At 34.2% G+C, this 26,177-nt stretch carries 21 protein-coding genes; 12 read left to right on the top strand and 9 right to left on the bottom strand.

Going from position 1 to position 26,177, the window contains the following annotated elements; genetic code table 11:
- Positions 1 to 139 precede the first annotated feature (139 nt).
- Both B5X62_RS12635 and tatC read left to right on the top strand, forming a co-directional pair.
- On the top strand, positions 140 to 1,090 hold the full coding sequence (locus B5X62_RS12635; protein WP_079667801.1) for a KpsF/GutQ family sugar-phosphate isomerase: 951 nt from the start codon (positions 140 to 142) through the stop codon (positions 1,088 to 1,090).
- Between the two features lie 85 nt (positions 1,091 to 1,175).
- Positions 1,176 to 2,006: a twin-arginine translocase subunit TatC gene (tatC, locus tag B5X62_RS12630; RefSeq protein ID WP_079667800.1), complete on the top strand. Its 831-nt coding sequence runs from the start codon at positions 1,176 to 1,178 to the stop codon at positions 2,004 to 2,006.
- Between the two features lie 54 nt (positions 2,007 to 2,060).
- Here tatC and B5X62_RS12625 read toward each other — a convergent pair whose 3' ends face one another.
- Positions 2,061 to 2,525, bottom strand: a complete 465-nt coding sequence (locus B5X62_RS12625; protein ID WP_079667799.1) for a methylglyoxal synthase — start codon at positions 2,523 to 2,525, stop codon at positions 2,061 to 2,063.
- Between the two features lie 304 nt (positions 2,526 to 2,829).
- Here B5X62_RS12625 and katG point away from each other — a divergent pair, with 304 nt between their 5' ends.
- From katG to B5X62_RS12610, 3 genes are all read left to right on the top strand, one after another.
- Entirely contained in the window at positions 2,830 to 5,079 is a 2,250-nt protein-coding gene (gene katG, locus B5X62_RS12620) for a catalase/peroxidase HPI (RefSeq protein WP_079667798.1), read from the top strand.
- A 341-nt stretch (positions 5,080 to 5,420) separates the two neighbouring features.
- On the top strand, positions 5,421 to 7,082 hold the full coding sequence (locus tag B5X62_RS12615; RefSeq protein WP_144038387.1) for a tetratricopeptide repeat-containing sensor histidine kinase: 1,662 nt from the start codon (positions 5,421 to 5,423) through the stop codon (positions 7,080 to 7,082).
- A 5-nt stretch (positions 7,083 to 7,087) separates the two neighbouring features.
- Positions 7,088 to 7,753 carry a response regulator gene (locus B5X62_RS12610; protein WP_079667796.1) on the top strand — a complete coding sequence of 222 codons (666 nt, stop codon included), beginning with the start codon at positions 7,088 to 7,090 and terminating at the stop codon, positions 7,751 to 7,753.
- Between the two features lie 505 nt (positions 7,754 to 8,258).
- On the opposite strand, the gene B5X62_RS12605 is transcribed toward B5X62_RS12610, so the two are convergent.
- Positions 8,259 to 10,475: an NADP-dependent isocitrate dehydrogenase gene (locus B5X62_RS12605; RefSeq protein WP_079667795.1), complete on the bottom strand. Its 2,217-nt coding sequence runs from the start codon at positions 10,473 to 10,475 to the stop codon at positions 8,259 to 8,261.
- A 188-nt stretch (positions 10,476 to 10,663) separates the two neighbouring features.
- Here B5X62_RS12605 and tpx point away from each other — a divergent pair, with 188 nt between their 5' ends.
- From tpx to B5X62_RS12570, 7 genes are all read left to right on the top strand, one after another.
- Positions 10,664 to 11,161 (top strand): thiol peroxidase, encoded by a 498-nt coding sequence (gene tpx / locus B5X62_RS12600; RefSeq protein ID WP_079667794.1) that lies wholly within the window; start codon positions 10,664 to 10,666, stop codon positions 11,159 to 11,161.
- Between the two features lie 60 nt (positions 11,162 to 11,221).
- Positions 11,222 to 12,427, top strand: a complete 1,206-nt coding sequence (locus B5X62_RS12595; protein ID WP_079667793.1) for a DUF763 domain-containing protein — start codon at positions 11,222 to 11,224, stop codon at positions 12,425 to 12,427.
- Between the two features lie 92 nt (positions 12,428 to 12,519).
- Positions 12,520 to 14,865 carry an adenylate/guanylate cyclase domain-containing protein gene (locus B5X62_RS12590; protein WP_144038386.1) on the top strand — a complete coding sequence of 782 codons (2,346 nt, stop codon included), beginning with the start codon at positions 12,520 to 12,522 and terminating at the stop codon, positions 14,863 to 14,865.
- 22 nt (positions 14,866 to 14,887) lie between these two features.
- Positions 14,888 to 16,897, top strand: a complete 2,010-nt coding sequence (locus B5X62_RS12585) for an adenylate/guanylate cyclase domain-containing protein (protein WP_144038385.1) — start codon at positions 14,888 to 14,890, stop codon at positions 16,895 to 16,897.
- 32 nt (positions 16,898 to 16,929) lie between these two features.
- Positions 16,930 to 17,505, top strand: a complete 576-nt coding sequence (locus tag B5X62_RS12580; RefSeq protein WP_079667790.1) for an HD domain-containing protein — start codon at positions 16,930 to 16,932, stop codon at positions 17,503 to 17,505.
- A gap of 15 nt (positions 17,506 to 17,520) precedes the next feature.
- Positions 17,521 to 18,402 carry a YitT family protein gene (locus B5X62_RS12575; RefSeq protein WP_079667789.1) on the top strand — a complete coding sequence of 294 codons (882 nt, stop codon included), beginning with the start codon at positions 17,521 to 17,523 and terminating at the stop codon, positions 18,400 to 18,402.
- A 12-nt stretch (positions 18,403 to 18,414) separates the two neighbouring features.
- Positions 18,415 to 18,993 (top strand): Crp/Fnr family transcriptional regulator, encoded by a 579-nt coding sequence (locus B5X62_RS12570; RefSeq protein ID WP_079667788.1) that lies wholly within the window; start codon positions 18,415 to 18,417, stop codon positions 18,991 to 18,993.
- Here the strand turns inward: B5X62_RS12570 and B5X62_RS12565 are convergent.
- The 7 genes from B5X62_RS12565 to B5X62_RS12535 all read right to left on the bottom strand — a co-directional run bounded on the left by B5X62_RS12565 (position 18,990) and on the right by B5X62_RS12535 (position 26,175).
- Positions 18,990 to 19,841, bottom strand: coding sequence for a mechanosensitive ion channel family protein (locus tag B5X62_RS12565; RefSeq protein ID WP_079667787.1), 852 nt, complete (start codon positions 19,839 to 19,841; stop codon positions 18,990 to 18,992). The two genes, B5X62_RS12570 and B5X62_RS12565, sit on opposite strands and share 4 nt — an antisense overlap.
- 90 nt (positions 19,842 to 19,931) lie before the next feature.
- Complete coding sequence (locus B5X62_RS15770) at positions 19,932 to 20,318, bottom strand: hypothetical protein (protein ID WP_079667786.1); 387 nt, start codon at positions 20,316 to 20,318, stop codon at positions 19,932 to 19,934.
- A gap of 83 nt (positions 20,319 to 20,401) precedes the next feature.
- Positions 20,402 to 20,914 (bottom strand): DUF421 domain-containing protein, encoded by a 513-nt coding sequence (locus B5X62_RS12555; protein ID WP_079667785.1) that lies wholly within the window; start codon positions 20,912 to 20,914, stop codon positions 20,402 to 20,404.
- A 76-nt stretch (positions 20,915 to 20,990) separates the two neighbouring features.
- Positions 20,991 to 21,602 carry a T9SS type A sorting domain-containing protein gene (locus B5X62_RS12550; protein WP_079667784.1) on the bottom strand — a complete coding sequence of 204 codons (612 nt, stop codon included), beginning with the start codon at positions 21,600 to 21,602 and terminating at the stop codon, positions 20,991 to 20,993.
- 133 nt (positions 21,603 to 21,735) lie between these two features.
- Entirely contained in the window at positions 21,736 to 22,140 is a 405-nt protein-coding gene (locus B5X62_RS12545; protein ID WP_079667783.1) for a hypothetical protein, read from the bottom strand.
- A 174-nt stretch (positions 22,141 to 22,314) separates the two neighbouring features.
- On the bottom strand, positions 22,315 to 25,140 hold the full coding sequence (gene uvrA, locus B5X62_RS12540; protein WP_079667857.1) for an excinuclease ABC subunit UvrA: 2,826 nt from the start codon (positions 25,138 to 25,140) through the stop codon (positions 22,315 to 22,317).
- 99 nt (positions 25,141 to 25,239) lie between these two features.
- Positions 25,240 to 26,175 carry a DUF6845 domain-containing protein gene (locus B5X62_RS12535; RefSeq protein WP_079667782.1) on the bottom strand — a complete coding sequence of 312 codons (936 nt, stop codon included), beginning with the start codon at positions 26,173 to 26,175 and terminating at the stop codon, positions 25,240 to 25,242.
- Between the last annotated feature and the right edge of the window lie 2 nt (positions 26,176 to 26,177).

The following is a 26,177-nucleotide window of genomic DNA, read 5'->3' as shown; positions in this document are numbered from 1 at the left end:
AAGCTTAATAGCTGACTTGATGTACTAAAGTTACTAAAGCTAATTGAAAAAACCAAAAATCTATTTTTTTTGGGAACGTGAAGATAGCAAAATTTAATGTGATTCTAAAATAAATAATGAAGCTTAATAATTAAGTAATATGAATCTTCTTTCACTAGCCAAAGATGCCCTATCCATCGAAATCGCCGAGCTTGAATCACTTAAAAATAGATTGGATGACAGTTTTGTAAAAGCCGTTGAAAGCATCAATGCTGCCTCCGGAAAACTCATCGTAGTTGGCATCGGTAAATCTGCCCATGTTGGTAACAAAATCGTGGCAACACTTAACTCAACTGGCACGCCCGCGCAATTTCTACATGCGGCAGAAGCCATTCACGGTGATCTTGGTGTTATCCAAAAACAAGACGTTGTGCTTTGCATATCGTATTCTGGAAACTCGCCCGAAATCGTTAATCTTCTTCCCTTTTTAAAAGATTATTCTTCATGTTTAATCGGTATGACTGGAAATCCTGATAGTAAATTAGGAAAAGCATCTGCAATTATTTTGAATACGTATGTTGACAAAGAAGCTTGCCCGAACAAGTTGGCGCCAACAAGCTCTACGACAGTCCAAATGGCTTTGGGTGACGCGCTAGCAGTTTGTCTTATGGAACTAAAAGATTTTAAAGATATCGATTTTGCAAAATTCCATCCAGGAGGAAGCTTAGGAAAAAATTTAACAGCGAAAGTGGAACAATTTGTTTCGCAAACCAAACCAGAAGTTAATCCCGAAGCAACAATTCGTGAGGTTATTATTTCGGTGAGTGCTTCCAAACATGGTATAACCGTCGTGACAGACAACGGAAAAATTCTAGGTGTGATTACTGACGGCGATTTGCGAAGAATGTTGTTAAATCAGGATGATGTTTCCAAAGTTATTGCAAAAGATATTATGAGCAAAAATCCGAAAAACATTGATAAATCCGAACTTGCGAAAGAAGCCATGTACATTCTTAAAAACAACAATATCGGACAACTCATCGTAACGGATAACGGACAATATTATGGCATTATCGACTTGCACAAACTTTTGGATGAAGGGATAATTTAGAATTTCGAAAAAAGTCATACAAAGATTTAACAATAAAATAGTTAATTTCGCAGTCACAAAATTGCATTAACAGGAACAGAAATTAATGAGCGAAGAAAAAGAAATGTCCTTTTTGGGACACATTGGAGAGCTTAGATCACATTTGGTAAGATCAATTTTAGCCATTATTGCTGGTGCTTTAATCGTAGGATTTAATATTAATTGGATTATGGATCACATATTTTTTGGTCCAACAAGTAACGATTTTCCGACTTTCCGATTGATTAATCATTTTTCAAAAATGTTTACTGGTCAAGAAAGTATCCATCTTCCCGACACTTTCAAAATTCAACAAAAGCAATTATTTCAGCAGTTTAATGTGATGATGGCGGTTTCTATTTTTGGTGGAATTGTTATCGCATTTCCATATATAATTTGGGAAATTTGGAGATTTATAAGTCCTGCTTTACTTCCTAAAGAAAAAAGAAACTCAGTGTTTTATATCAATAGCATTTGGATTTTATTTATTGCTGGTGTTTTAACAGGATATTTTTTAATTCTACCTTTAGCTATTAATTTCGGTTTACTATTCACAGTTTCAGAAAACATTGTTCAACTATTTGATTTAAGCGATTATACAACACTTTTTTTACAAGTTGTATTAGGAATGGGCTTGGTATTTTTGTTCCCGATAATCGTTTATATATTGACAGCCATCGGGATTTTAACACCGAAATTCTTAAAAACTTATCGTCGTCATGCCATTGTTTTAATCATGGTTGTTGCTGCGATTATTACGCCTGCTGATGTGCTAAGTATGATGGCAGCTGCGTTACCGTTACTATTGTTGTATGAATTTAGTATTTTGATGTCAAAATATGTGTATAATAAAATTGAAAAAGAAAACAAACGAGATTTGATGAAAACCTCAGAATAAACTCAAAAAGCTACAAGATTAATTGTAGCTTTTTTTATTGAATAAAATGTGATTCTATATACCTTTCTTGATATTTCGGTTCAAATAGGTTTTGTAATCAGGAAGCGATACGCTGTGATCTTCGTCCATATATTTGGAAGTAATTAAGAAATCGGCACTTGCAGAATTACTTGCTGTTGGGATATTCCAGACCACGCAAAGTCTCAAAAAAGCCTTTACGTCGCTGTCATGAGGTTGCGATTCCATCGGATCCCAAAAGAAAATAACCATATTTATTTTTTCTTCAGCAATCATGGCTCCAAGTTGCTGATCTCCACCCAATGGACCACTCAGGACACGCGCCACTTCAACATTCAGACTTTCCGAAATTAGTTTTCCAGTTGTTCCCGTTGCTATAAGATGATGTTGTACCAAGATATCTCGATGGCGTTTTACCCAATCTAGTAATTCATCTTTTTTATGATCGTGTGCTACCAGAGCAATTGTCTTTTTTGCAGGAAGTTGTTTTAATTCTGTCATGATTTTTATTTCAAAACAAAGTTAATCAATTGTTTCGATAGGATTTTTGCATTAAATAAAACTTACGAATGTTAATCTTATTTTAAAATTGATAAACAATTGTGCATATCATGGAAATATCTTTTAAATTTAAAGATAAAATTTATGTATTAGTAAATTTTAAATAGATGAACGGAATTGAAATTTTGAATATGATAGATTTTATTTATCGGTTGTTTAAATTTAAGTTATGACTAAAATTGATTTTCCCAATATTAAACCAATAGCTTTGTTAAAACCTTTTAGAAATTAAAAATAAACTTATATGAACACAGAAAACGGAGAAGGCAAATGCCCTTTTAATCACGGTGAAACTTCACCACAACCAACTCAAGAAACAAATTCTAATTCAGGAAAATGCCCTGTAATTCATGGTGGACTTACTTCCAATAACGAATCTGTGATGGATTGGTGGCCAAATGCTCTTAATTTGGATATCTTGGCGCAACACGACCAAAAAACAAATCCTTTTGGTGAAGATTTTAATTATGCAGAAGAATTCAAAAAACTGGATTTAGAAGCAGTTAAAAATGATATAAAAACTTTATTAACGGACAGTCAAGATTGGTGGCCAGCTGATTACGGAAACTACGCAGGAATGTTTGTGCGTACAGCTTGGCACATGGCGGGAAGTTACCGCGCAATGGACGGTCGTGGTGGTGCGAACACAGGAAATCAACGTTTTGCGCCGTTAAATTCTTGGCCAGATAACGTAAATACAGACAAAGGTCGCCGTTTGCTTTGGCCAATCAAAAAGAAATACGGAAATAAAATTTCTTGGGGAGATTTAATTATCCTTGCAGGAACGGTTGCTTACGACGCGGTAGGTTTGAAAACTTTCGGTTACGGCGGTGGACGTTTGGATATTTGGGCTCCCGAAAAAGATGTTTATTGGGGTTCTGAGAAAAAATGGTTAGACTCTACAAAGCATCGTTATGGTGATGATGAAAACCGTGACACTCTAGAAAATCCTTTGGCAGCCGTACAAATGGGATTAATTTATGTAAATCCTGAAGGTGTTGATGGACATCCAGACCCTATTAAAACTGGTCATGATATTCGAGTGACATTCAAAAGAATGGGAATGGATGATGAGGAAACCGTAGCTTTAACGGTTGGTGGTCACACGATTGGAAAATCTCACGGAAACGGAAAAGCCGAGAATTTAGGCCCAGACCCAGAAGGTGCAGATGTAAACGAGCAAGGTTTGGGTTGGCATAATTCTGTGGGAACTGGAAATCGTGATAATACGATGGTTTCGGGAATTGAAGGTGCTTGGACAACCAATCCGACGCGTTGGGACAACGAATTCTTGACATTACTTTTCAAATACGATTGGCAATTAACGAAATCTCCTGCTGGAGCAAATCAATACGAACCCGTTAATATTGCAGAAGAAGATATGCCAGTTGATGCATTCAACCCGAATGTGAAGCGCAATCCAATGATGACAGATGCTGATATGGCGATGAAATTTGACCCTATTTACAGAGAAATTTCATTAAACTTTTTAAATAATCCAGATAAATTAGCGGATGTTTTCGCAAGAGCTTGGTTCAAGTTGACGCACCGTGATATGGGACCAAAAAATCGTTATTTGGGGGCGGATGTTCCTGCCGAAGATTTGATTTGGCAAGATCCAATTCCGAAAGTTGATTATACTTTAAGCGATTCTGAAATTGCTGATTTAAAACAAACTTTATTAAATTCTGGACTTTCAAGAACGGAATTAATCAACACCGCTTGGGATTCTGCAAGAACTTGGAGAGGTTCCGATTATCGTGGTGGTGCAAATGGAGCGAGAATTAGACTAGAACCTCAAAGAAATTGGGTTGCCAACGAGCCTGAAAGATTGAACAAAGTTTTAGCAAAATTGGAGGAAATTCAAGCTGGATTGGCGAAAAAAGTTTCTATTGCAGATTTAATTGTTTTGGGAGGAACAGCAGCTGTTGAAAATGCAGCTCAAGAAGCTGGTGTGAACATTACCGTTCCGTTTGCTGCAGGTCGTGGCGATGCAACTCAAGAACAAACCGACATCGAATCTTTCGAATATTTGGAGCCACTTTACGACGGTTACCGAAATTTCTTGAAACAAAATTACGATGTTAAAGCTGAAGAATTATTGCTAGACAGAACGCAATTAATGGGATTAACAGCTCCAGAAATGGTGGCTTTAATTGGTGGAATGCGTGTTTTAGGCACCAATTATGCTGGAACTAAACATGGCGTTTTCACCGACAGAGAAGGTGTTTTAACAAACGATTTCTTTGTGAACTTAACCGACATGAACAACAAATGGATTCCAACGGGAGACAATTTGTACAATATTGTAGATCGCAATTCTGGTTCTACAAAATGGACTGCAACACGAGTGGATTTGGTTTTCGGATCTAATTCAATTTTAAGATCGTATGCTGAAGTGTATGCACAAGATGACAACAAAGAGAAATTTGTAAAAGATTTCGTTGCCGCTTGGGTTAAAATGATGAACGCAGACCGATATGATTTGAAGTAAAATTTAAATTACTTAAAATAGAATCCTCATAAGTTAAATCTTGTGAGGATTTTTTCATTTAATACAACTCGTTATCTTTGAAATCCAAGGAACTATTTCGTATACTTATTAATAATATATTCAGTAATAGGTTTTAATGATTTTCCATTTTCTGGATTTTTCAAACCCTTCAACTACGACTATAACAAATATTTGATACTACTGGAAATACAACGGTGGTTACGCAACAAGCTAGTCCAGTTGATACGGGTAAGAACGAAGCTTATTCTCCTAAAAATAGTAGTAAGCGAAAGAATCATTCTTTCGCTTATTTTTTATATTTTCGATGCAAACTAATTCCGTTGAAGAAAATAGTATTTTTTATTTTATTATCATTTTATTGTTGTTCTGAAAAACCGATTTCCAATAAACAAATTCCTAATTCTTTTTATGATAAAGCTTGGATATTTTATGATAAAAAAGAAGATTTAGAAGCCTTTGTTTATTTTGAAAAAGCAAAATATATTTTTCTTAAGAATAAAGATAGTCTTGGGGTTGGCAAATGTTTAACTAACATGGCAACTATTTTATATAATAAAGGTGATAATTTTGGAAGTATAGAAGTCTCTTTGGAAGCTTTAAAATTTTTAAACAAACACAATAAAGAAAACTTTTACTTTCTATTATCAAATTATAATAATCTAGGACTTACAAATTATAATTTAAAAAATTATCAAAACTCGCTAAAATACTATGAAAAGGGCGCTCAATTTGCTGAAGATGAGTTGTCTAAAAACATTTCGCTTAACAATAAAGCTAACGTTTTTAGAGAGTTAAGACAATATGATAACGCATTACACATATTTAATAATATTTTAAAATCTAATAATAAAAAAGATGTCAACTATTCTCGTACTCTAACCAATTTTGCAAAAACAAAATATCTCCAAAATCCAAACTATAAGCCTATTCCTGAATATCAAGAAGCTTTAAAAATTAGATTAAAAGAAAAAGATAATTGGGGGCTGAACTCCAGTTATGCACATCTAGCGGATTATTATATCACAAAGAATCAGGATTCTGCATTAAGTTATGCAAGGAAAATGTATGAAATTTCTAAGGTGATCAAAAGTCCAGATGATCAAATTGAAGCACTTCAAAAACTAATTACTTTAGAAAGTTCTGAAAACTCAAAACAACATTTTAAAGATTATCAAAAATTAAATGACAGTCTTCTAACAGCTAGAAATAAAGCAAAAAATCAGTTTGCCCTTATCCGTTATGAAACAGAAAAAAACAAAGCAGATTTTCTAAAAGCAAAAGCTGATAGTGCCCAAAAAGAGAACCATATTATTGTACAATATTTTGGGATTACACTCTTATTAATGTTGTTAATTGTTGGTTATTTAGTTTATAAAAAAAGACAAAAGCGACTTCAGCAAGAGAAAATCATCGAAGTTAAAAATACAGAACTAAAAATTTCAAAAAAAATACATGACAAAGTTGCGAACAAAATTTATCAAATACTTTCATTTGTAGAAAACAGCAAAACGGTCGATAGAAATGCTTTGATTTTTAGTCTAGACAATGTTTATGAAATTACGCGAGACATTTCTTATGACAAAGATTTTAATGAAAATCAAAACTTTGTATCACAGCTTTCAAATATGCGAAGTTCTTATTTATCAGATTCTACGAAAATTTTTTTTGTGGGAAATGATGAGAAAATATGGACAGATGTTAATTTTCAGATTAAAACCGAAGTCTATTTGATCATCCAAGAACTATTAACGAACATGAAGAAACACAGCCAAGCAAGCGTCGTTTCTATAAAGTTTGAAAAAAATGAAAATTACATTCATATGACGTATACAGATAATGGCATAGGAATTAAGAAACTTTCTCCAAAAAATGGTATCCAAAATATGGAAAACCGTATTCAAACAATTCATGGAAATATTACTTTTGACACAGAAACCAATCATTTGTTGAAAATAAAAATTTCATTTCCTATCAAAAATTAACACATATGTTTAAAAAAATTCTTGTTGCTGAAGATTATGAAAGTGCAAACATCTCTGTTCAAAAAGCTTTAGACGACCTAAAAATACCCAATCCAACCTACGTAAGCTATTGCGATGATGCCTTAGTTCGTATTAAAACAAGCCTTTCACAAGAAGAATATTTTGAGCTTCTTATTACGGATCTTTCTTTCGATGAAGACCATAGACAACAAAATATTAGGTCCGGTCAAGAACTTATTTCAGCTATTAGAGAAATTCAGCCTCATTTGAAGGTAATTGTTTTTTCTGGTCAGAAAAAGGAAGTCATTATTGAAAAACTTTTTGAAGATCAAAAAATAAACGCTTATGTTAAAAAAGGAAGAAATGATGTAAAGGATCTTAAAAAAGCGATAATATCAGTTTTTAATAATGAAAAATATATTTCATATGATTTGAAAACTAAAAGTTCAGAAAGGAATTCATACGAGTTTTCAAATTATGATATTACGCTTGTTTCCTTATTAGCAAACGGAATTTTACTAAAAGACATTCCAGAATACTTGAAAGAAAATAGTATAACGCCTTCTAGCAAAAGTGCCGTTGAAAAAAGATTAAAAGACATCAAGGATTCGTTAGATATTAATAGTAATGAACAGCTTATCGCCTTTTGTAAAGATTTTGGGATTATCTAATTCTTAAAGATAGAATCATTTATTTTGAATTTTTTTTAATTATTTTAATTATTTTAATTTTTTGAATTTTTTGAATTTTTGTTTTTACATATATCCGTAAAGAAAAAATATATAGACTATTCAAGAAGCTGTGAATGAGACTAACCATTAAATTTAAAATAAATGAAATTTAAATTATTTACCTTAACATTAGTGTTGGGATTTTTGTTTACAAATTCTTTAACCAATAATCTTCACGCTGCATCTGGAAAGTATTACAATTCTCTCCAAACGAAGAAAAAGAAAGGAACAAAAAAGAAATCCACATCTTCTACAAAAAAATCGTGCACATATAATGGTCACTCATTATATGTTGGTAAAAGAGGAGGCTGTTATTATTACTCAGGCGATAGTAAAGTCTATGTAGATAGAGATTATTGCATTGGTTGTAGATAACATTGTTATAAAACAATTTCGGCAGCTTCAAAGAAGCTGCCGAAATTTATTTTCAGAAAGAATTTAATTCTTAAATTCCATCAATAATTTCATTTAAAACTGTGCTTGGACGCATTGCTGCGTAAGTTTTATAAGTATCAGGTTTGTAATAACCATCAATATTTTGAGGTTTTCCTTGAGCTCCGATTAATTCAGCGTTGATTACTTCTTCGCTTTCTTTCAAAGCTGCTGCGATAGGCGCAAATTTAGCAGCCATTTCAGCATCTTTTGTTTGTGCAGCTAATGCTTCAGCCCAATACATCGCTAAATAGAAGTGAGAACCTCTGTTGTCGATAGTTCCTAATTTTCTACCTGGAGATTTATCTGTTGCCAAGAATTTAGCATTTGCTTCATCCAAAGCGTCTGCCAAAACTTGAGATTTTGTATTGTTTTGAGTTTGTGCTAAATGCTCCAAAGAAGCTTGTAAAGCTAAGAATTCACCTAAAGAATCCCATCTTAAATAACCTTCTTCCAAGAATTGCTCGATGTGTTTTGGAGCAGAACCTCCAGCTCCAGTTTCGAATAAACCACCACCATTCATCAAAGGAACAATAGAAAGCATTTTAGCAGAAGTTCCTAATTCTACAATCGGGAAAAGGTCTGTTAAATAATCTCTCAAAACGTTTCCAGAAACAGAAATCGTGTCTTTTCCTTCTCTTGCTCTTTTCAAAGTTTCTCTCATCGCATCTTTTACATCCATAATTCTGATGTCAAGACCTGTTGTATCGAAATCTTTCAGGTATTTCTCAACTTTTTTGATGATTTCTCTGTCGTGAGCTCTTCCTTTATCCAACCAGAAAATTGCAGGTGTATCAGACAATCTTGCTCTGTTTACAGCCAATTTTACCCAATCTTGAATTGGAGCATCTTTAGTTTGACACATTCTAAAGATATCATCTTTTTGAACTTTTTGCTCTAAAAGAACATTTCCGTTTGCATCTTCAACTTTAATCGTTCCATCTGCAGTTGCTTGGAAAGTTTTGTCGTGAGAACCGTATTCTTCAGCTTTTTGAGCCATCAAACCAACGTTAGGAACTGAACCCATAGTTGTTGGGTCAAGCGCTCCGTTTTCCTTCATATCATCTACAACAGCTTGATAGAAACCTGCATAAGAACGGTCTGGAATAATAGCAATCGTATCTTCTTCAGCACCATCTTTATTCCACATTTTACCACCATTTCTTACCAAAGCAGCCATAGAAGCATCAACGATAATATCAGATGGAACGTGGAAATTGGTAATTCCTTTATCAGAATTCACCATCGCAACGCGTGGTCCGTTTGTTAAGTCAGCATCAATTGCAGCTTTAATTTCTGCTTCTTGAGGTTGACCTTTAATTTTTTCGTATAAATCTGCTAAACCATTATTAGCATTGATGTCTAAAGACTTGAATAATTCACCATATTTAGCAAAAACATCTTTGAAGAAAGTTTCCACAATCGCCCCGAAAATAATTGGGTCAGAAACCTTCATCATCGTTGCTTTAAGGTGTGCAGAAAGCAATACGTTTTTGTCTTTTGCTTCTTGAATAGCGTTTTGTACAAAAGCTCTCAAAGCATTAAGATTCATTACAGAAGTGTCGATAACTTCTCCAGCTTTAAGAGGAGAAAGTCCTTTTAATTCTTTAGAAGAACCATCGTTTCCATAAAAAGTAATTTTAAATTCTGTTGCGTTTTCAACAGTTGTAGAAGTTTCCGTTCCGTAGAAATCACCTTCGTTCATGTTTGCAACGTCAGTTTTGCTGTCAGAAGCCCAAGCTCCCATTTTGTGTGGGTTTGCTTTTGCATAATTCTTAACCGCTTTTGGAGCACGTCTATCCGAGTTTCCTTCACGTAAAACTGGGTTTACAGCACTTCCTAAAACTTTTGCATATTTAGCTTTAATAGCTTTTTCATCATCATTTTTAGGTTCTGCTGGATAGTTAGGAACTGCAAATCCTTTAGCTTGAAGTTCAGCAATCGCTTCATCCAACTGTGGAGCAGAAGCAGAAATATTTGGAAGTTTAATGATATTAGCCTCTGGAGTTGTCGCCAAAGCACCCAATTCAGCAAGCGCATCAGGAATTCTTTGTTCTTCTTTCAAGAATTCTGGGAAGTTGGCCAAGATTCTTCCTGCAAGAGAAATATCTGGAACTTCGATTTCGATGTTAGCCGTTTTTGTAAATCCTTTTACGATAGGTAAAAATGAGTGAGTAGCCAACATTGGCGCTTCATCCGTAAGGGTGTAATGAATTTTTGCTTGTGACATTATAATTGTTCTTTTTATCTTTTTTGATTTAGCTACAAAAATAAGCATTATTAAATGAAATTTTATTAATATCCAAGATGATTTTAGGTGGCTTTCTCGTGTCTTTGCGTTAAATTTTCTTAAATATTATCTTATGATATAGGATTACTGAAAAGCTTGCCCTAAATTTGATTCAAATAAAAAAAAGTATGGCAAATATTACATTTAAAGGAAATCCAATACACACAGTTGGGAATCTTCCAGAAGTTGGAACTCAAGCTAAAGATTTTACTTTGGTAGCTTCCGATTTATCCGAAAAAAAATTATCCGATTATAAAGGAAAGAAAGTTGTTCTTAACATTTTTCCAAGTATTGATACTGGAGTTTGTGCGGCTTCTGCAAGACATTTCAATCAAGATGCAAGTTCTTTAGATAATACAGTTGTGGTTAATGTTTCTCGCGATTTACCTTTTGCGTTGAGTCGTTTTTGTGCTGCAGAAGGACTAAATGATGTTGACGTACTTTCTGATTTTAGAGGAAGTTTTGGTGAAGATTATGGTGTAACTTTAGAAGATTCTCCGCTTCATGGACTTTTGAGTCGTGCGGTTGTTGTGGTTGATGAAAATGGAAAAGTGGTATACACAGAGCAAGTTCCAGAAATTGGTCAAGAACCAAACTACGAAAATGCTTTAGCAGCAGTTAAATAATATTTATATTTAAATAAAAATCTAGACGGTCTGCCTTCGAGTGGACCGTTTTTTAATCCTATGAAACGATCAGGTACAGCAACTCTTCCGCTTCACTATGGTAAAGTTCCGCCATGGTTGTACGAGCGTATGTCTGCCCTGGGACTTTCTATTGTCGAAGTTATTTTGGCAGATTACGGAAAGGCTGAAGTGCTTCGACGTTTGTCGGATCCTTTTTGGTTTCAGAGTTTTGGTGCTGTTATGGGCATGGATTGGCATTCGTCGGGAATTACCACTTCCGTGATGGGCGCTCTAAAACGAAGTATCAATCCTATCGCTAAAGATTTGGGAATTTATATTTGTGGTGGAAAAGGCAAATATTCTAAAGAAACGCCCTCCGAACTTCTACTAATTGCCGACAAAACTGGATTAAATGCTGACAGGCTTGTCCGAGCGAGCAAATTGACGGCTAAAGTTGATAACACGGCGATCCAAGATGGTTATCAATTGTACTTGCATAATTTTATTTTGAGCGATGAAGGCAGTTGGGCGGTTGTTCAGCAAGGTCTGAATGATGCCGATGGAACGGCGCGCCGCTATCATTGGCATTCCGAAAATCTGAAATCCTTTGTTGATGATCCTCACAGCGCGATCCAAGGTGTTAATCGAGGTGAGATTCTTAACCTTACAGCAAGCGATGCTAAAGATAATCGAAACGGAATTTTAGACATTTCGCATACCAACTCCGAGAAGATTATGCAGGATTTTGCGAATTTAATTCTGCCTCAACATCATGAAGTCACCGCCAAAGATGTCGATCTGAAAAGACTTGGCGCTTTGCTGTATGTCACTCGCGAATTGCAACCTCAAAACTTCGAAGATTTATTATTGCTAAAAGGTGTTGGACCTCGCACGATGCAAAGTTTGGCTTTGGTTAGTGAAGTTATTCATGGTGCGCCGTCACGTTTCAAAGATCCAGCGCGCTTTTCTTTTGCGCATGGCGGGAAAGATGGTCATCCTTTTCCTGTGCCAATTAATACGTTCGATGAGACGATTTCGATTCTTCAAAAAGGTGTTGAAAAATCCAAACTTGGAAACTCGGACAAATTAAAGTCAATCGAAAAACTACACCGCATTGTTGCTGAGACCGAAAAAAACTTTACACCCGATTTTGATTTTGATACTGTTGTTGAGGAGGAGCGCCGAAATTCATTTCGATTTGGTGGAAAGACCGTTATGGGCGACGCTAAACCACCAAGTGACGGAATACAATTGTCATTGTTTTAATTGATTTCTTAATAAATTCTTAAAATTTTAGCGCTTTTGATGATTTAAAATTGCTATTAATTTTTATTTTTGCTTGCGATAAAAAGCATGATTTGAAAAATATCTCCATCCCTTTCTATATTTTCCTATGTATAACACTGAGTTCTTTTTGTGTTTTAAAAGCGCAGGATTCGGTTTCTATTAAAGAACTTCGTCAAAAGCTGAAAGATGCGAAGGACGAGAAAAGTCGTACTAGTATTAAGATTGATATGATTAATCAATTTAGTGTAGAAGGAAAGAATGATAGTGTTATTGCCAACGGTCCAAAGCTTATTGAATATTTTAAAAAGTCGAAAAATAGTATGACAATCGGTAGTATTTATATTACTATCTATTCTGCCTATTTAACAAAGGGAGACACTACGGGAGGAGAATATTATAAACAAGAAGCGCAAAGATATTTGCAGATGTCAAATGATTATAATTCTAAAGCTCTTTTAATTCTTACCGATGCTCAAAACTTTTTTACGCAAAATAAATTCGAAGAAGCTAGTACGGAGTTAAATAAAGCAATTGCATTAAATCAGCAGAATGAAAATAAGATTGTTCCTAGCATTATGAGAAATGTTTATGCAATGAGCATTAGCAACCTTAATCAGCAAAATAAAATTTCGGATGCCTATACAAAGGCTTTAGAATTTTCCGATTATACAAATAAATATAGCAAAGCAGAATCTTATATTCCAATGTACTTTATAGGTTTGTTGCAATATCAAATGAAAAATTATCAAAAATCTTTGAGTGCTCTTGATAAAAGTGCGGAGTTATTGCCTAACAAAAGTGAAGCTTTTTTAGCTGAAATTAATATTTTGCGTTCGTTTTGTTTTATGGAATTAAAGGATTATGAAAAGGCAAAGTTATATGCTACAAGTTCATTAAAGTTTATGGAGGCGCAAAATCAAATTCAAAACTTACCAAGATTATATTATTTAACTGCTCAGATTAATCAAAAAGAAAAAGACTATGATAAAGCAATTCAATTTGCGCAAAAATCATATGATTCAGCTCCAGAAAAGGGATTGTCAATAACAAAATCCTCTGCAAAATTACTTTTGTTAAACATCAAAATTGATCAAATACAAGATAAAAAGATAAGTTTTGCAACAGATTCGGAAAGAAAAACTACACTGCAAAATTTACGTACTGATCTAACAAAAACCTATGATAATTATTTAGCGCAAGAACTTTATCATAATAAGGAAATGGATGGTCAAATGTGGGAATATTATTCTAAAGTTGATGAAATGTTAGGAGATTATGAGTCGGCTTTTTCGTACTACAAAAAATACAAAGATCTTGAAAACCAAAAGACAAGTGCTGAGAATATTCGGGGTATCGAAGAAACTCAATCTGAACGAACTTTATCTGAACAGAAATTAAAAATCAAATTAGAGGAAGAAACCAAACGTATTCAGCTTCAAAAAGAATTGGAGTTAAAAGCACTTCGTTACGAATTTGACAAAAAACAAGCGGCTGCCAAAACTGAAGTTGAGCGCCAAAGATTGTTGTTAGAAGAAGAACATAAACGTCGTGAAATTAGTATTAAATACGATGAAGAGCAAAAAGCAATTGCAATAAAATATGCTCAAGAAAAGAAAGTTGCAAAAGCCGAACAAGCTAAAAAAGATGCCGAAGCTAAAGCAGAACTTTCTAAATCTAAGAACATCCGAAATATGTCTATTGGTGGTGCTTTAGCGGCATTGTTACTTTTAGGTTTTGCAGGTTGGTCATACAATCAAAAAAGAAAAGACGGTATTAAAATCGCTGCGGAGAAAAAGAAATCCGAAGATTTATTACTAAATATTCTTCCGCAAGAAGTGGCGCAAGAGCTTAAGGAAAAAGGAAAATCTGATGCGAAATACTACGACGAAGTTTCAGTCTTATTCACAGATTTTGTGAATTTTACAGCGACTTCGGAAAAGATTGGTGTTCAAGAATTATTAGAAGAACTTAACGTTTGCTTTACAGAATTTGACAATATTATGGGCAGACATGGTTTAGAAAAAATTAAAACCATTGGCGATGCTTATCTTGCAGTGAGCGGACTTCCAACAGTTAATAAAGATCACGCGAAAAATGCTATTGCGGCGAGTCAAGATATTCTAAGATTTATCGAAGAACGTAAAAAAGTAAGTCCAAACGCTTTGGATTTGCGCATTGGGATTCACTCTGGGCAAGTGATTGCAGGAATTGTTGGGGTGAAGAAATTTGCTTACGACATTTGGGGCGATACGGTGAACACTGCAGCGAGAATGGAACAAGCGGGAGAAAAAGGAAAAATCAATATTTCTAAAAATACATACGAATTAGTAAAAGACGATTTCGAAACCACTTATCGTGGCAAGATTTCTGTGAAAGGAAAAGGCGAAATGGAAATGTATTTTGTGGGAAAAGCTTAATTATACATTGAACTAATAATAAGTGAAAAAAAAATCAATAGTTTATACAATCTTTAGAGAGCGGTTTTTAGTTTTAATCGTCTTTTTAGCGCATTGCTTTTTGTTGGCTCAAACAAGTAAGGAAAATCCAGCTTTATTAAAAACAAGCAAAAATGATTCTTTAGAACTTGTTCTTGATAAAAAATGGATGGTAAGTCCAGACGATCGTCCAGAATATGCACAAACTAATTTTGATGATCGTTCTTGGAAAGAAATTTCTAAAGTAGATATTAAGAATTATTCGAAAATCTATTGGCAACGTAATTATTTCAAAATAGATTCTTCATTAGTAGGAAAGCCTTTGATGGTGAGAGTTATGCAAAATGGAGCTTCTGAAATATTTCTGGATGGAAAAAGATTAGACGTATTAGGAAAAATTGATGTTAAAGATCCGAAATATAAAATAAAAAATAATAATCCTAAGATTATAACAATTTCAGATACTTTAACGCATGTTCTTTCGGTAAGAATTCAGCCTGTGCCTCGGAATGAACTTAGTTCAATTGTTTCTTTTAGTGGTAGTAATTTCTACATGTATTTTACATTAGCGAGTGATTATTTTCCTGAAACATTAGATGAAGACAAGTCATTTTATTCTATTGTTATGTTGATAACAGGGATATTTATGGCATTAGGATTTATTCATTTATTGCTTTTTCTTTTTTATAGAAATGCCGTTTACAACCTGTTTTTTGGAATTTATAATTTATCAATTGCGTTGATGAGTTTTCTGTTGGTTAAGTTCTATCAGATGGAAGATCCAACAACTCTTATCTCAACAACATTTTGGTTTTATATCAGTTTTGCAGCATTTTGTTTTTCGTTATCAGGATTTGTGAATACACTTTTCGGAAAAAGAAAATTGAGATTTTATATACTTTCAATTTTTCCAGTGTTAGGAATTTGCATATTCTATTTCAGTAACGAGTGGGCTTCTCTTATTTTACTACTATATTTGATTTCTGTCACATTCGAATCATTTTTCCTGATAATAAGAGCAATGTGGCGAAGAGAAAAATCGGCATTTATTGTCGGTGGTGGAATATTGGTTTTCTTTGTGGCAATTGTTGCTTTGATAATAACTTTAATCTTAAATGGAGGTTCTATTGATCCAGATAGTGATTTTTTATCAAAGTATTTTCCGCCCATAGCATTTTTTATTTTATTTAGCTTTCCTGTTTCTATTTCAGCGTATTTAGCTTGGCAATTTGCAGCAACCAATATTGGATTAACAAAACAATTGGTAGAGGTTAATCGACTGTCAGATTTAACGATACAACAGGAGCAAGAAAAGCAAAATATTCTTCAAAATCAAAACGAAATTCTTGAAGAACAAGTTGAAAAAAGAACTTCAGAACTGCAAGTGGAAAAGCAAAAATCCGAAGATTTATTACTAAATATTCTTCCGCAAGAAGTGGCGCAAGAATTAAAAGATAAAGGAAAATCCAAAGCAAAATATTACGATGAAGTTTCGGTTTTGTTTACTGATTTTGTGAATTTTACAGCGACTTCGGAAAAGATTGGTGTTCAAGAATTATTAGAAGAACTCAACGTTTGCTTTACCGAATTTGACAATATTATGGGCAAACATGGTTTAGAAAAAATAAAAACCATCGGTGACGCGTATCTTGCAGTGAGCGGACTTCCAACAGTTAATAAAGATCACGCTAAAAATGCCATCGCAGCGAGTCAAGATATTCTGAAATTTATCGAAGAACGTAAAAAAGTAAGTCCAAACGCTTTGGATTTGCGCATTGGGATCCATTCTGGACAAGTGATTGCGGGAATTGTTGGTGTGAAGAAATTTGCGTACGATATTTGGGGCGACACCGTAAATACAGCTGCCAGAATGGAACAAGCGGGCGAAAAAGGAAAAATCAATATTTCTAAAAATACTTACGAATTAGTAAAAGACGATTTCGGCACAACTTATCGTGGCAAGATTTCTGTGAAAGGAAAAGGCGAAATGGAAATGTATTTTGTTGAAGCATAGTATTTAGTCACAATTTCAATTATATTTGACATATGAATTATCAGGAGGTAAAAAACATAATTCTGTCGGAGCTTCAGAACAAGTTGCCGAAACATTTGTCGTATCACAGCGTGTCGCACATTGAGGATGTAATTCAGGCTTCGCGAGAAATCGGTAAAGCCGAAGGTCTTTCGGAGGAAGATTTGGTTTTACTGGAAACAGCGGCGCTTTTCCACGATACAGGATTCTTGTATGGTTCTAAAGATCATGAAGAAAAGTCGTGCGAAATTGCTCAAGATTACTTACCAAATCACGGTTATTCGCAAGAAAAAATCGATTTGATAAAAGGGATGATTATGGCGACGAAAATTCCGCAATCTCCCAATAATCATTTTGAAGAAATCCTTGCTGATGCCGATTTGGATTATCTTGGACGTGATGATTTCTTCACCATTGGTGACAAATTGTATGAAGAATTAGCGATGTTTGGGATGATTTCCAGCGAGCGCGATTGGAATCTTCTGCAAGAACGTTTCCTCGAAAATCATCATTATTTTACCAAAACCGCGATCGAAAATCGAGCAGCTAAGAAAGCAGAAAATCTAGCGATCATCAAATCTAAACTATAAAATTACAACCGAACAATGCAGGCAGGAACGCATCAGAATCATCCATTATTCACACTTTCTGATATTATTTATCTTATTTTGGGCGTTTTGTCCGCAAGTTTTGCACTTAAAAGTTTCCTTGTTCCCAATCACTTTTTAGATGGTGGAGTAACGGGAATTTCACTTTTATTTCATGAAGTTCAAGGCTGGAATTTAGGTTTGATTCTTATTTTATTGAACATTCCATTTATCGCTTTAGCTTATTTTAAAGTTTCAAAACATTTTGCGATTCGTTCTGCGCTAACGATTGTTTTAATCGCATTAACACTGCATTTTATACCATTTCCAGAACTAACGCATGACAAATTATTGGTTGCGATGTTTGGAGGATTTTTCCTCGGAATTGGCATTGGATTATCGATGCGGGGTGGCGGAACTTTCGATGGAATGGAGGTTTTAGCATTATTGACCTTAAAACGAAGCAGCTTTAGCATCACCGAAATTATTTTGGGAATGAACATCATTATCTTCATTATTGCGGCTTTATTTTTAAAGGTTGAAACAGCATTGTATGCAATTTTAACCTACGTTATTGCTGGTCAAATGACGAAATATGTTATCGAAGGAATTGAAGCTTATACAGGCGTAACGATTGTTTCCAGCAATCCGGATGCGGTGAAGCGAGCTTTGGTTTTAACTTTAAATCGTGGAATTACCGTTTACAAAGGCGAAAGAGGTTTTATGAAAGAATCCTTTGAACAAAGTGCGGATGTAGATATTATTTTCACGATTGTGACGAGATTGGAAGTTCGTAAACTTCGAAATATCGTTCACGAAATTGATCCAAAAGCTTTTATTTTTACTTCAACGGTTCGTGAGCCTCAAGGTGGAATTGTCAAAGAAATTATTAAACATTAATTTTCTCCAATTTTGAATTCTGAAATCTTTCAAAATACCTATCAACACTTTCTTTTAAGCGAAGAAGATATTAATCAAATTGCTTCGTTTCACAAGAAAAGAAGCTTTGTAAAAGATGAACTAATTCTTGCGAAAGATCAGGTTTTAGAATCGTATTATCTTTTGGAAAAAGGCGTAGTTAGGGCGTTTGTAAATGATATGGATAATAATGACATCACCACCGAATTTTTTATTGATGGCGATATTGTGATTATTCCGAGTTCTTTGTTTCAGCAAATTCCTTCACAAGAAAGTTTACAAGCCGTTACGGATTGCGAAGTTTGGGAAATTAAATACGATGATTTTCAGGAAGTTTTTCGTTCTATTCCAAGTTTTGCAGAATGGGGAAGATTGTGGTTTACGTATCAGTTATTCACGTTGAAACAACGTTCGTTGGACATGATTACGATAAGTGCAACCAACCGATATTTAAAATTATCCAAGGAAAAACCTCAAATTTTGCAAACGGTTCCATTAAAATTTATCGCTTCATTTTTAGGAATCACCGACACTTCGCTCAGTAGAATCAGGAAAGAAATCGTTAGAGCTTAAGCCTTCATTTCATCAAGAGAATGTTTGATATTTGGCGTATAAACAGTTCTTATCGGATAAGGAATATCAATATTATTGGCTCTAAATTTTTCTAAAATATCAATTCTAATATCACCTTTTATGGCTTCTGCTTTGAAGAGATATTTCGTGTTGAAAAACAAACTAAAATCTAAAGAAGATTCTCCAAAATTAGTCAACCTTGCCACGACTGGTTTCTCATGCATGACTTCTGGATGCGACTTTGCAGCTTTTTCCATCAAGTTAATAACTTGCTTAACATCCGAATCATAACCAACACCAATTGAAATACTGAACCCCGAACTATCATCATCATAACTCATGTTCACCAATTTGTTTTTGGTCAAAATGGAATTTGGGATAATCATGGTTTTATTGTCACGTGTTAACATTGTCGAGGTACGGATGTTAATTTGTTGAACTTTCCCGACAACGCCTTCGATTTCAACAACGTCATCCACTTTAATACTTCGATCTAGAAGAATAATGATTCCAGAAATAAAATCGAGAATTAAATTTTGCAAGCCCAGACCAATACCAACCAAGATCGCACCTCCACCAACAAGAAATGGCGAAACGTCAACACCAATCGATTTGAAGGCCAAAATCGCCGTGATCAGGATGATTAAATATTTTAAAATCTGAGAGAAGGCAAATTTTTTACCGACATCGATACGTTCGGATTTATATATAAAAGTTCGGAAAAGCTTTGTGACAAACATCCCGACTATGACGATAATCGCCGATGAAATCAGTTGATAGACTGATAAAGAGTATTTTCCGATTGTTAAAATATCGTATTCTAAAATTTCTTTTAGGCTAATGTCCATTCTTTTATTTTTTTGAAAGATTACAAGGCTTCAAGTCTTATGCCAATAAAAAATCCGTCTCTATTCTGATACGGATTTTATTGTTATAAATTAATCATCGTCGTGGTCACGGTGATGTTTTTTGCCTTTATTTTTTTTGTACTTTCTTCCCTGATCATCATCGTCGTCGTAATAATAGTTTTTGGCTTTTTTACGTTGACCTGGTGCATATTTTTTAGCTGATTTATCACCATATATTTTTTTTGCTTGGCCAGGCGGTAGATTTCTGTAATCGCCAGAATTTCTGTCGTAGACAATAACTCTACCATTTTGATAAACACTACCATTTCTATCTCTGTAGACCTCCCCTTGTCTATAAACACCGCCGTCTGGCGCACGATAGACTCGATCATTCTTTCCGTATATCGAACCTGTAGAACATGATATTGCTAAAAAACCTCCTGCAATACTAAGTCCTAAATATTTAATCCATTTCATAACATTCAAATTTTACGTTCGCTTATGTTAATTCAATATGAATGCCAAAAAAGAAATAATAAATTCAAATGCTTATAAAATTCTTAAAAATTTCTTTTTCTACGTAGCCATTTTTTATGTCTTGTATAATGTGTCGATCCGTTTTGATCCTGAGACACAACACTTATATTACCATCGACTTCCAAAATAGCTAGTTTGACTTTATCTAAGCTTTCGATGCCGTGCTCATGGACGGTTTCGAGAAGTTCATCTTTTGAAATTTCTACTTTTTGACAAGTTTCTTGGAAAATTTGTCCATCTCTAATTAAAACATAGGGTTCTGACTCTAGCAAATTTTTGAATTTTTGATTTCTAAACATTACTTTTTTAACTATAAAATTTGCAACAAACAACACCAAAGCTGCTAACAAACCGCCTTGCAAGGTTGTATCTGGCCCAACCATCGCATTCTGAACTGCATTAGAAATTAATAACAACAAAACAACATCGCCCGCATTAAGCTGTGACAACTGATTTTTACCAAATAGTCGCAATGCAACAAGCATAAAAATATATACAGCAAGTGATCTTAGCGAAATGTCTAAAAATGGATTCATTTGATCTAAATTTTAAATAAAAGTAGTCAAAAAAGCCTTCCGTTTTGGAAGGCTTTGAGATTATTATTGAATAAAATTATTCTTTTACAAACTTGGCATTTATTACTTTGCCCGACTTTGAAACCGCTGAAATAACATAAACGCCTTTTGTTAATTTTGAAATATTTATTGCTTTTTCTGGTTTTGCACTTTGAATAAAAAGCTTACCAGAAACATCCGAGATTTTAATACTTGAAAACTCTTCCGAAAAGTTAAGAACGTCTTTAGCAGGATTTGGGAAAATTGAGATTTTAGTTAGTGATGTTTCATTTATATTTAATGCTGCACCGCCGACTTCAAAAGAAACACGATCAGATTCTACATTTCCTTTATAGACGGCTGCAATATAACCAGTGAATGGACCACCACCATTATAGGAAATAAAATTACAATCTTCGGTTGCACCCCATTTGGGATTACACCCAAAAGAATTTTTTGTGAAAAACTTATAAAATTCATTATTACGATAAACATTATATCCTAACAATTCATCATGCGGAGTTTCTGGTTCTGACCAAAATAGTCCATAGAGATTTCCGTAAGGCCATTCATAACTATGACTCCATTCTAAATTCTGAACAGGATTGGCTTGTCCAAAACCGAAATTACCAATAACACAAACAAAAATAGATAATAAAGATTTTCTCATAGATATTAGTTTTATTTATTTCAAATTTATAAATTTTACTTAAACAAATAATAATACTGTAAAATATTCTTTAAAAACAAAAAACCACACTTAATTAATAAGCGTGGTTCTATAAAAAAGTTTAATACAGAAATTATCTTTGTGCAATACTTACTGTCACTGGGAAAGTGTACTCATCAGCAAGCATGCTAGATTTTAGTTTAGAAACATCTACTTTGTATAACAAATGTGTCAATACATTTTCGATTTCTTTACTTACATTTTTGCAATCTCCTTTGGCGTGAACATTAGAAATTTTACCTTCTGGCGTTAAACTAAAACTAACATCAGAATTGATAATTCCTTCTTTAAAAGTAGGATTATTAAAATCGAAATTGTCTTTTAATAAATTTCTAAGTTCTCCAAATCCGTCTCCAGATTTAACAGTAACTTCTTGTAATTCGCTGTGGTTACTGGTTTGCGCTTTAGTTGTAGAAAAAACTCCTACAAGTCCAAACATAAATATAGATAGCGATAAGATTTTGATATTTGTTTTCATAATGCGTTGATTTATAGATTAATTATTCAATAACAAAAACAAAGTTACAAATTTTTAATATACAATTAAACTTTAGTTAACATTAAATTCACATTAATGCGGAAATTTAACATTGGAGAAAAAAAATACCTCATCAAAAAGACAAGGTATTTTATATGTATAACTAAAATTTGTTTAAAATTCTTTCTTCAAAAACTTACCAGTTAATGATTTTTTAGATTTTATAATTTCTTCAGGCGTTCCTTGTGCAACGATAGTTCCGCCGTGTTTTCCACCTTCTGGACCGACGTCAATTATATGATCTGCCAATTTGATAACATCCATATTATGTTCAATAATAATAAATGAATTCCCCAACTCAACCAACTGATTAATCGCGTCCATCAAAATTTTGACATCTTCAAAATGCAATCCAGTCGTCGGTTCATCCAAAATATATAAAGTGTTACCGGTTTGTCTTTTCGAAAGTTCGGTTGCAAGTTTCACACGTTGTGCTTCTCCCCCACTCAAAGTCGTAGATTGCTGCCCAATAGTGATATAACCAAGGCCAACGTCTTTCAAAGTTTTAACTTTATTATAAATTTTAGGAATCGGTTGGAAGAAATCTACCGCTTCGTTAATGGTCATTTCCAAAACATCAGAAATTGATTTTCCTTTGTATCTAACTTCCAAAGTTTCTCTGTTAAAACGTTTACCATGACAAGTTTCACAATGAACATAAACGTCTGGCAAGAAATTCATTTCGATAACTTTAAGTCCGCCACCTTGGCAAGTTTCGCAACGTCCACCTTTTACATTAAAAGAAAAACGTCCCGCTTTGTAACCTCGGATTTTTGACTCAGGAAGCTCTGCAAAAAGATTTCTTATATCCGTAAACATCCCGGTATAAGTTGCAGGATTCGAGCGTGGCGTTCGACCAATTGGACTTTGATCAACATCAACAATTTTATCAATATTATCAATACCATCAATGCTTTTGTAAGGCAAAGGCTCTTGCACACTTCGGTAGAAATGACGATTAAGAATTGGATACAAAGTTCCGTTAATCAAGGATGATTTTCCACTACCAGAAATCCCAGTCACAACCACCAATTTCCCAAGCGGAATCTCGACATTTACATTTTTAAGATTGTTGCCCATCGCACCTTTTAGCACAATAGATTTTCCGTTGCCAGCTCTTCTAACTTCTGGAATTTCGATTTTACGCTTTCCTGTAATGTAATCTGCGGTAATCGTATTTGCTTTTTTAATATCTTTTGGATCACCTTGCCAAAGAATCTCTCCACCGAATTTCCCAGCGCGTGGACCAATATCCAAAACATGATCTGCTTCCAAAATCATGTCTTTATCATGTTCTACAACCAAAACCGAATTCCCAATATCACGAAGATTTTTCAATGAATTAATTAATCTTTCGTTGTCACGTTGGTGCAATCCGATACTTGGCTCATCTAGAATATAAAGAACATTAACCAACTGAGAACCGATCTGTGTCGCCAAACGAATACGTTGAGATTCGCCACCAGAAAGAGTTTTAGAACTTCTACTTAAACTTAAATAATCCAAACCAACATCCAATAAAAACTGAAGTCTTGTTTCGATTTCCTTTAAAATTTCGTGGGCAATGATTTTATTTTTTTCACTGAATTTATCTTTAACCTCGGCCAACCAATCTTTTAGATCGATTAAAGAAAGTCCGTTAATTTCAGCGATATTTTTTCCATCAATTTTAAAACTCAAACTAGAAGCTTGTAGACGCGCGCCTTTGCAACTCGGACAAGTTTCTTCGGTTGTAAAGTTTCTTTCCAAAACAACGGCATCATAATTTTCGCGCTCTTCCACCATTTCTTCCAAAATCGCCACCAAACCATCAAAATTGATTTTTAGCTTTTTAGAAATGCCAGCGTGTTTTAGCTCTTTATTTATTTCTTGATGTGCTCCATAATAGATCATATCCAAAGCTTCCTTCGGAATATTTTCGAAAGGCGTCGACATCGGCAAATCAAACTGTTCTAAAATCGTTTTGATCTGACCAATAATCCATTTATTATTTTTAATTTGTTCCAAAGGCAACAAAGCGCCTTGGTTAATGGATAATTTAGGATTGTCTACAAAATAATCGGTATTGACTTTTTTAACAGTTCCTAAACCTTTACAAGTTGGACAACTTCCTTTAGGAGAATTGAACGAAAACGTGTTAGGTTCTGGCAAAGCCAAAGAATCTCCCGTCGCATCGTCCATTAAGTTTTTACTAAAATATTGGACGTCCTCCTCTCCCATTTTTTGAATTGCGATAATACCATCTCCCATTTCCATAGCGGTTTTTAGAGATTTTGGCATTCGCGTTTCCGAAGCTGATTCGCCAATAATCCAACGGTCGATAACGACTTCGATATCGTGGGTTTTGTAACGATCAAGTTTTAGATCATACTCAATATCTTGAAGAACGCCATCAATTCTCGCTTGTGAATATCCTTTTTTTGCTAACTGAACAAAAAGCTCGTGATAATGCCCTTTTCTAGAACGCACAACTGGCGAAAGCAACAAAATCTTTTGACCTTTAAAATTTTCTTTAATGGTTTCTAAAATTTGATCTTCCGAATAACTCACCAATTTCTTCCCAGAACTTTGAGAATAAGCATCCGAAACTCTCGCAAATAAAAGACGTAAAAAGTCGTACAACTCCGTAATCGTCCCCACTGTAGAACGTGGATTTTTATTGGTAGTTTTTTGTTCGATTGCAATAACTGGCGAAAGTCCTTCAATTTTGTCAACGTCAGGACGCTCTAATCCTCCCAAGAATTGTCGCGCGTAGGCCGAAAAAGTTTCGATGTAGCGACGTTGACCTTCTGCAAAGATGGTATCAAACGCTAAAGAGGATTTTCCACTACCCGAAAGCCCCGTGATAACGACCAATTCGTTGCGCGGAATTTTTACATTAATATCTTTAAGATTGTGCTCGCGAGCACCATAAACTTCTATAAAATCTTGATCTGCCATAGATTTTGCAAAGGTACAAATAATCAAATCTTTAGTCATCATAGCAACAAAAAAATCCCAGAAAATTCTGGGATTTTATGATTAATTAATATTCTAATCTTAGTTGATAAAGTTGTTATAACTTGAGATTGCAGAATCGTAAGCGCTGTCCAACGTACTCATGTTAGACTCAGAAACATTTCCGCTTCCTTTAGAGTCACGCATTACTTTTCGTAACTTATCAAGATAACTACTGATATCTCTATTAAAACTATCATAGTACACACCCTTCGATGTGTAAGAAGCATCTTTAACCTCGAATTTTTTATCTTGATTTGCTTTCAAAGTTTTTTCTAATGCATCATAAGCTTTTTGCACTTCAGCTTCGTTGTATTTCCCAGCAGCAAAAGATTTATCCATCGCATCGTAAGACGCATCAAGACTATTAAGAACAGTTTTAGAAGTTATGATGTAATCTTTAAGTGGATGATCTTTAAGCGTAATTTCTTCGGCTTTATCAGCAATCGGTTTTAGCGTTTTTAAAATAGAATCTCCAGCAGCAAAGAAGGTATTAGAAGCTGTTTCTATTTCTTTAGCGATTCCATCAGCTTTTGCACCTTTATCGTCTTTATAGTCTTCTGCCGACATATAAGATTTTAGTTCTTCAAACTTTTTTTCAATGGTAGCAAAAGAAGATTTAAAACTTGCATAAGACTTATCCATTGCATCTTTATCTTTTCCAAAAGCTTTTGGCACTTCCGAAATATCTTTTTTACTAAAGCCAATCATTGGGATGACAGATGGTATAAAAGGTACATTTTCCCCTTTCGACTTCGCGACAGCTTTGTCCATGTATTGCAAAATATTGTCAACACGTTTAGACTTCTTTTTGTATTCTTCGATAATGATATTGTTAAAATCGATAATATCATTAGCGTCGTCAGAACCTTTTACGCTAACTTCGGTTTTAGAAGAATCTGTTGCGCCATCTTTTTTGCAACTTGTTGACATGCTTGCGATTGTTAAAGCACCAACAATCAAAAATACTTTTTTCATAA

Source organism: Soonwooa buanensis (assembly GCF_900167905.1).
Lineage (GTDB): Bacteria > Bacteroidota > Bacteroidia > Flavobacteriales > Weeksellaceae > Soonwooa > Soonwooa buanensis.
The sequence above is the reverse complement of the archived record's forward strand: the minus strand, read 5'-3'. Positions and strand labels throughout refer to the sequence as shown.

Excerpts from the sequence above, each read along its gene's own strand:
- B5X62_RS12635 (WP_079667801.1), top strand. The coding sequence starts at position 140 with ATGAATCTTCTTTCACTAGCCAAAGATGCCCTATCCATCGAAATCGCC.
- tatC (WP_079667800.1), top strand. The coding sequence starts at position 1,176 with ATGAGCGAAGAAAAAGAAATGTCCTTTTTGGGACACATTGGAGAGCTT.
- B5X62_RS12625 (WP_079667799.1), bottom strand. The coding sequence starts at position 2,525 with ATGACAGAATTAAAACAACTTCCTGCAAAAAAGACAATTGCTCTGGTA.
- katG (WP_079667798.1), top strand. The coding sequence starts at position 2,830 with ATGAACACAGAAAACGGAGAAGGCAAATGCCCTTTTAATCACGGTGAA.
- B5X62_RS12610 (WP_079667796.1), top strand. The coding sequence starts at position 7,088 with ATGTTTAAAAAAATTCTTGTTGCTGAAGATTATGAAAGTGCAAACATC.
- B5X62_RS12605 (WP_079667795.1), bottom strand. The coding sequence starts at position 10,475 with ATGTCACAAGCAAAAATTCATTACACCCTTACGGATGAAGCGCCAATG.
- tpx (WP_079667794.1), top strand. The coding sequence starts at position 10,664 with ATGGCAAATATTACATTTAAAGGAAATCCAATACACACAGTTGGGAAT.
- B5X62_RS12595 (WP_079667793.1), top strand. The coding sequence starts at position 11,222 with ATGAAACGATCAGGTACAGCAACTCTTCCGCTTCACTATGGTAAAGTT.
- B5X62_RS12580 (WP_079667790.1), top strand. The coding sequence starts at position 16,930 with ATGAATTATCAGGAGGTAAAAAACATAATTCTGTCGGAGCTTCAGAAC.
- B5X62_RS12575 (WP_079667789.1), top strand. The coding sequence starts at position 17,521 with ATGCAGGCAGGAACGCATCAGAATCATCCATTATTCACACTTTCTGAT.
- B5X62_RS12565 (WP_079667787.1), bottom strand. The coding sequence starts at position 19,841 with ATGGACATTAGCCTAAAAGAAATTTTAGAATACGATATTTTAACAATC.
- B5X62_RS15770 (WP_079667786.1), bottom strand. The coding sequence starts at position 20,318 with ATGAAATGGATTAAATATTTAGGACTTAGTATTGCAGGAGGTTTTTTA.
- B5X62_RS12555 (WP_079667785.1), bottom strand. The coding sequence starts at position 20,914 with ATGAATCCATTTTTAGACATTTCGCTAAGATCACTTGCTGTATATATT.
- B5X62_RS12550 (WP_079667784.1), bottom strand. The coding sequence starts at position 21,602 with ATGAGAAAATCTTTATTATCTATTTTTGTTTGTGTTATTGGTAATTTC.
- B5X62_RS12545 (WP_079667783.1), bottom strand. The coding sequence starts at position 22,140 with ATGAAAACAAATATCAAAATCTTATCGCTATCTATATTTATGTTTGGA.
- uvrA (WP_079667857.1), bottom strand. The coding sequence starts at position 25,140 with ATGGCAGATCAAGATTTTATAGAAGTTTATGGTGCTCGCGAGCACAAT.
- B5X62_RS12535 (WP_079667782.1), bottom strand. The coding sequence starts at position 26,175 with ATGAAAAAAGTATTTTTGATTGTTGGTGCTTTAACAATCGCAAGCATG.